At 31.5% G+C, this 4,721-nt stretch carries 10 protein-coding genes and 1 pseudogene; all 11 read left to right on the top strand.

Going from position 1 to position 4,721, the window contains the following annotated elements; genetic code table 11:
• The first annotated feature begins 147 nt into the window (after positions 1-147).
• Complete coding sequence (locus tag ACKI3Q_RS05960) at positions 148-519, top strand: hypothetical protein (RefSeq protein ID WP_407415221.1); 372 nt, start codon at positions 148-150, stop codon at positions 517-519.
• 271 nt (positions 520-790) lie between these two features.
• Complete coding sequence (gene ehaA / locus ACKI3Q_RS05955) at positions 791-1,165, top strand: energy-converting NiFe hydrogenase A subunit EhaA (protein WP_407415219.1); 375 nt, start codon at positions 791-793, stop codon at positions 1,163-1,165.
• Entirely contained in the window at positions 1,158-1,655 is a 498-nt protein-coding gene (locus ACKI3Q_RS05950) for a hypothetical protein (RefSeq protein WP_407415217.1), read from the top strand. The genes ehaA and ACKI3Q_RS05950 overlap by 8 nt, the downstream gene beginning before the upstream one ends.
• 5 nt (positions 1,656-1,660) lie before the next feature.
• A complete protein-coding gene (locus tag ACKI3Q_RS05945; protein WP_407415216.1) occupies positions 1,661-1,909 on the top strand; it encodes a DUF2109 family protein in 249 nt (82 codons plus the stop codon).
• A gap of 9 nt (positions 1,910-1,918) precedes the next feature.
• A complete protein-coding gene (locus ACKI3Q_RS05940) occupies positions 1,919-2,188 on the top strand; it encodes a DUF2108 domain-containing protein (protein WP_407415214.1) in 270 nt (89 codons plus the stop codon).
• Entirely contained in the window at positions 2,181-2,441 is a 261-nt protein-coding gene (locus ACKI3Q_RS05935; protein WP_407415212.1) for an EhaE family protein, read from the top strand. Before ACKI3Q_RS05940 ends, ACKI3Q_RS05935 begins: the two co-directional genes overlap by 8 nt.
• Positions 2,438-3,019, top strand: coding sequence for an EhaF family protein (locus ACKI3Q_RS05930; RefSeq protein WP_407415210.1), 582 nt, complete (start codon positions 2,438-2,440; stop codon positions 3,017-3,019). Before ACKI3Q_RS05935 ends, ACKI3Q_RS05930 begins: the two co-directional genes overlap by 4 nt.
• Entirely contained in the window at positions 3,019-3,714 is a 696-nt protein-coding gene (locus ACKI3Q_RS05925) for an EhaG family protein (protein ID WP_407415208.1), read from the top strand. The genes ACKI3Q_RS05930 and ACKI3Q_RS05925 overlap by 1 nt, the downstream gene beginning before the upstream one ends.
• A 7-nt stretch (positions 3,715-3,721) precedes the next feature.
• Positions 3,722-4,393 carry a hypothetical protein gene (locus tag ACKI3Q_RS05920; RefSeq protein ID WP_407415206.1) on the top strand — a complete coding sequence of 224 codons (672 nt, stop codon included), beginning with the start codon at positions 3,722-3,724 and terminating at the stop codon, positions 4,391-4,393.
• Positions 4,394-4,400: 7 nt separating this feature from the next.
• Entirely contained in the window at positions 4,401-4,616 is a 216-nt protein-coding gene (locus tag ACKI3Q_RS05915; RefSeq protein WP_407415204.1) for a DUF788 domain-containing protein, read from the top strand.
• A gap of 7 nt (positions 4,617-4,623) precedes the next feature.
• Positions 4,624-4,721 (top strand): annotated as a pseudogene (locus ACKI3Q_RS05910) (NADH-ubiquinone oxidoreductase); the annotation flags it as partial.

Below are 4,721 nucleotides of genomic sequence, written 5' to 3'. Positions count from 1 at the left end.
AAATGGTTATATTATTATCTTTAATATTTATTTATAATTAAAATAATTTTGAAGATTATTATTTATCTAATTAGTTCATAATAATAAACGTATATATATCAGAAAAAACTAACTTTATGTAACTAAAATATTTTGAGGGATATGTTTATGTCAACTTCTGATATAGGTAATAATGTTATATTCAAAAAACAATTAGGATTAAATTATGAGATAGACCAAAAATATGTTGGTTTAAAAATGAAAGAAAATAATATTTTATCTTTTAATTTCAGAGTTCCTGGTGAATTGAAAGATGAAGTTGAAGGATATTTTAAAAGATTTAAAATGGGTGAACCAATTCTTGTTGATATTGGTGGAACTGGTGATATTAGGTGTGAGTTCAAAGGCCTTTCTCCTGTTTTAAAAAATAAAAATGAATTGGATCAATATTTCATTTCTTCTACTTTGCAGGAGGATAAGCAGTATAATCCTTTGGAAGAGGAAAAATGTGAAACCTGCAGTGGATGCGGATTCCACTAAATATATTTTTTTGAAAATTTTAATACTAATTTTCCACTTTTTTCATAGACATTTTATTCATTATTATTCCTTAATTAACTGATTTGAATTATTAAATTTAGTAAAAATAAATTTAATTATTAGTATCTTCTTTTAATATTTTATAAATTAATTATATATTTTATTTTGTTAATTTGATAAGATTTAATGTTTTATTTATAATTTTTAAGTCATAACATTTATATATTTTTTTGATTATAAATTAATATATTATAATAGAGGGAGTCTTAATATGTTTGATGTAGTTCATCTTGCCGTAAACTCAATGGCTATTGCTAATGTTTACGGCCTTGCTAACATAACAATCGGTTATTTTGATATGATTTTAGCCTATTTGGTAGCTATTATTGTATCTATTATTGTTGCGTTAATATTGAGGGTTCCGTTAATGCCGTCTGATAGGTATTCATTTGATGTTAGTGCGATTTATCCAACTCCAATTATTGCAATTGGTATTTTGTCATTATTTTTGGTTTTAAATTACACATTTGCATTTAATGGACTCCTACTTGCATTTATTATTGGTATTTGTTCTGGATTGTTTGTGAAATATTTATTTGGTTATATATTTCCATCTCCAGCAGAGGAGGGGGATATAGATGAATGAAATAGTGGGTGTAATACTTGCAGCAATTATATGCTGGTTAAATTTTGTAATTGTTGATACTTATTTCGGACTTCCTGAACAGCCTGGTGTTAAAGGAGCCAGAATTATTGGTGAATCTGTTAAAGAAAGAAAAGGAGATATTGCTGGTGGATTTTTCCAAGGAAACATTTTATGTTCTCCGGATGCATCTGCCGGTACATTAATGGCATCCATTGGATATTTGGTTTTAGGCATTCCTGGAGGTATTATTGCAGCATTTCTAATATTTATTGGAAATAGGTTGTGTGCTGATCCGGGTTATGCTGGAACTACTGGGTCATTAACTGCAACATTGCTTATTTTTATCTTTTCATTTGTTGGATTAACTCCGGAAATGTTTATTGTAGGTATGGTTATTGCAATATTGACTATCCAAGGTATTGATCAAGTTAGAGCATCTATCATTCTTGGTAAGATAGCTGAAAAATTTAATAGACATGCTAAAGAGTGATATTTATGTATGTGGAAATTATTGGTGTAATTTTAATATTTGTATCTCTAAGAGCATTGATTACTAAAAACAGGGCAGAAAGACTATTGTATTTAAATGTCATTGGATTTGGAGTATCTGCATTAATAGCCCTTATAATAAATACTCCGTTTGCTCTTATTGTTGCAGCAGCATTCTTTATTTGTTCTACAATTAGTGCAAATGCAATTGCATACACCTTAAAAAAATTAGATGAGGAAATACTTTTGGATTGAGGGGATAGTATGGAATTTGTAGTATCTATAATTGCAATTGCATTAATGATTATTGGTGCTTTAGGTATCATTTTGCTTAAAAAACCTTTAGACAAGGTTATCATGTTTTCTATACTTGATGCCGGATTTTTATTAACTGTTGTATTGTTTAAATATTTGGATGTTGCTTTATTCGTTGCATTGTCCGGTCCTTTATCAACAATAGTATTTTTAATGGCTATCGTGAAAATTAAGGAAATCAGAGCTAAAAAAGTAGAAAGTGGTGAGATACATGATTAGTGTTCAATTGTTTTTCTATTTTGGTATCATTTTAGCTATTGTCGGCAGTTTAGCTACTGCATGGGGTCCTGGAGTAAAAGACCCTATTGTCAGAACATTCAATACTGAAATAGCATCTATTGGTGTTTGCTTAATATTATTGTCTTATAATCATGTTTTAGCTTTATTAACGTTAGTTGCAACAACTGTTGTTATTACTTTAATCTTATTTAGAGCTATCATTCGTTTAGAAGAAATGGGGGCAGATGTATGAAAATAGGTAAAATCTGGAATAAACTGGCTGACCCAAAAACAGTTCCTCGCTTGTTTGCATTTTGTCTTGGAATTATCTTGATTTTGGGTTTATTTGTTCCTATGGCTTTGAATGATGATCAAATATATACAAGACCTGCTCCTCAAGTTCAAATTGATGATGGTCTTCCAATTGCTCCTTATGATAGAGGTGGAGTAATATTAAAAGAACCTGGAATTATTAAGGCACAATTCCCTGAAAATTCTAAAGAATTAGGTATGATTACAGGTTATATGTCTCCGTTAGCTGAATGGGTATCTTCAATATCACCTTATTTCGGTACTTCGATTTATTCCTCTCCTGGTGGACTTATAGATGAAGTATTGTATTATACAAGAGGTTTCGATACCATTTTAGAATCTTCAATATTGATGATGGCATTTATTATTGCTTCATGGTTGGCGATTAATTATACGATGGATAGAAAAGACATAGAAAAAGACCTTAAAAAAGCAGCAAATGATTCAGCTAATGTTGCTCGTGAAATAAAAATTAATGATGAAAAAGCTAGAGCCAAACAGTTAAGGAGGGATAATTAATGGTATTTATACCTTCCCATGTTCCTACTGAGTTTGTTTCAATGTATTTGCCTGCCATTTACGGTGCTTTAATCGTAGGTTTTATTGGATCAATGGCTATTGCATTAAATCGTAGGGATATTCATATTCTCATATTGACTGATTTGATAGGTCTTGCAATGATTATTGTAGTTTCTGCAGTTGGTACTGATTTGGCAGAAGCATTAATATTGCCTGGTTTGGTAGTTGAACTGGCTGAAACTTTAGCTATTTCTGAAATATTGCTTTCAAGAGAAATGCATAAAATCGAAGCAAATCCGAGGGCTAATTTAACTAAATCGACTTCCTTGTTCCCTCAGCCATTTGCTTTGGATATGGAAATTATGACTACTGCACCTAATTTCATAGCTTTGGTATTGATTGCTTATGGAATATTCTTGACCGGATTTACTGGTGGTGCTGTTGCTGGTGGAGGAATTGTTTTATATGTCTTATCTAAAAAAGCAAGAGGACTTCCTGTAGCAACTTTCGATGGTATTGCTGGTGTTTCTGGTATTTCATGGTGTTTATGGATTATTGGTTTCGTTTTATTCTTTGTAGCTCCTAGTTTGTGGGTACTTAGCTTATTTATTGTATCTTGTGGTTTATTATTAAAAGTAGCTTCAAAAGTTGGTTTAATTGGACTGCTTATGAGAGAGGACATTGATAAGGAGTAGTGGTAAGATGGATTTTATTACGCTTGGAGGAAATTTATTAGGTACTATACCTCTTGGAGATATCGTATTATATGTTACGCCACTTAGTCTGTTCTTGTTTATCGTGCTTTTAGTATTTACGCTGTTAATTTCAATCAGTAAAACTGAAACACAGGTGGAAGCTACATTAATGAAACTTTCAAATACTAATGTTAAAGTGGGTAAAAAGGAATTTAAACAAAGAAGATTTTTATCAGTTATTTGTGGTATTGCTTCGGCTGGAGCAATGTTAACTGGAGATTTATTTAACTTTACATTGTTCATGGCGTTAATCGGTATTTTAAATATCGGTATTGTTTCAGCGGTTAAACAAACCAGTGTTTTAAACTCCGCTTACCAATATGGTTTGATTGCCATGATGTGTAGTTTACCGTTATTTGGTGGAGCAGCCATTATTCTAGCATCAACTGGAACCTTAAGTCTTGCTGTACTGTCACAGATGCCGGCAACTCCAATGGTTGTATTTGGTGCAGTTCTAATGTTGCTAGGTATATTGGGTGAAAGTGGTGTAGCACCATTTTTCGCAAGTAAGGCAGAGATGTTTAGAACACCGGGTTCTCCATTTATTGTAATTATTCACTTAAGTTCTTTGTTTATTATTGTAAGGGCTGTTGAAATATTATTATTGGTATTGTGGTAGTGAGAGTATGGTTAATCAAAAAAGTTTATGTATTGTATTATTGATTATATCAACAATAGCTATTCTGGCTTGCTTAGTCATAAACTTCCAGGATTGGATTGTTTATTTGGTGGCTATTATTGGTATCCCTCTTTGGGTTTTATCATTAGGCTTGCTTACAATGGCTAAACCTAGAGAGGAAGATAAGGAAGAAAGGGTGAAAGAACCGTTTACTGGATATTAGTGGTATTATGAATTTAATGGCAGATATTTTAATCAATGTAATTATTGCATTCCTTGCTGGAAGCTTACTTTTAGGTTTGCACAGAAAAATAATGGCACGTGTTCA

The sequence above is a fragment of the Methanobrevibacter sp. genome (genome assembly GCF_045636185.1).
Classification (GTDB): domain Archaea; phylum Methanobacteriota; class Methanobacteria; order Methanobacteriales; family Methanobacteriaceae; genus Methanocatella.
Note: the sequence above shows the minus strand (reverse complement) of the source record. Positions and strands in the feature narration are given on the sequence as shown.

Coding starts and splice junctions, on each gene's coding strand:
- ACKI3Q_RS05915 (WP_407415204.1), top strand. CDS start 4,401: ATGGTTAATCAAAAAAGTTTATGTATTGTATTATTGATTATATCAACA.
- ACKI3Q_RS05925 (WP_407415208.1), top strand. CDS start 3,019: ATGGTATTTATACCTTCCCATGTTCCTACTGAGTTTGTTTCAATGTAT.
- ACKI3Q_RS05930 (WP_407415210.1), top strand. CDS start 2,438: ATGAAAATAGGTAAAATCTGGAATAAACTGGCTGACCCAAAAACAGTT.
- ehaA (WP_407415219.1), top strand. CDS start 791: ATGTTTGATGTAGTTCATCTTGCCGTAAACTCAATGGCTATTGCTAAT.
- ACKI3Q_RS05960 (WP_407415221.1), top strand. CDS start 148: ATGTCAACTTCTGATATAGGTAATAATGTTATATTCAAAAAACAATTA.
- ACKI3Q_RS05945 (WP_407415216.1), top strand. CDS start 1,661: ATGTATGTGGAAATTATTGGTGTAATTTTAATATTTGTATCTCTAAGA.
- ACKI3Q_RS05920 (WP_407415206.1), top strand. CDS start 3,722: ATGGATTTTATTACGCTTGGAGGAAATTTATTAGGTACTATACCTCTT.
- ACKI3Q_RS05950 (WP_407415217.1), top strand. CDS start 1,158: ATGAATGAAATAGTGGGTGTAATACTTGCAGCAATTATATGCTGGTTA.
- ACKI3Q_RS05935 (WP_407415212.1), top strand. CDS start 2,181: ATGATTAGTGTTCAATTGTTTTTCTATTTTGGTATCATTTTAGCTATT.
- ACKI3Q_RS05940 (WP_407415214.1), top strand. CDS start 1,919: ATGGAATTTGTAGTATCTATAATTGCAATTGCATTAATGATTATTGGT.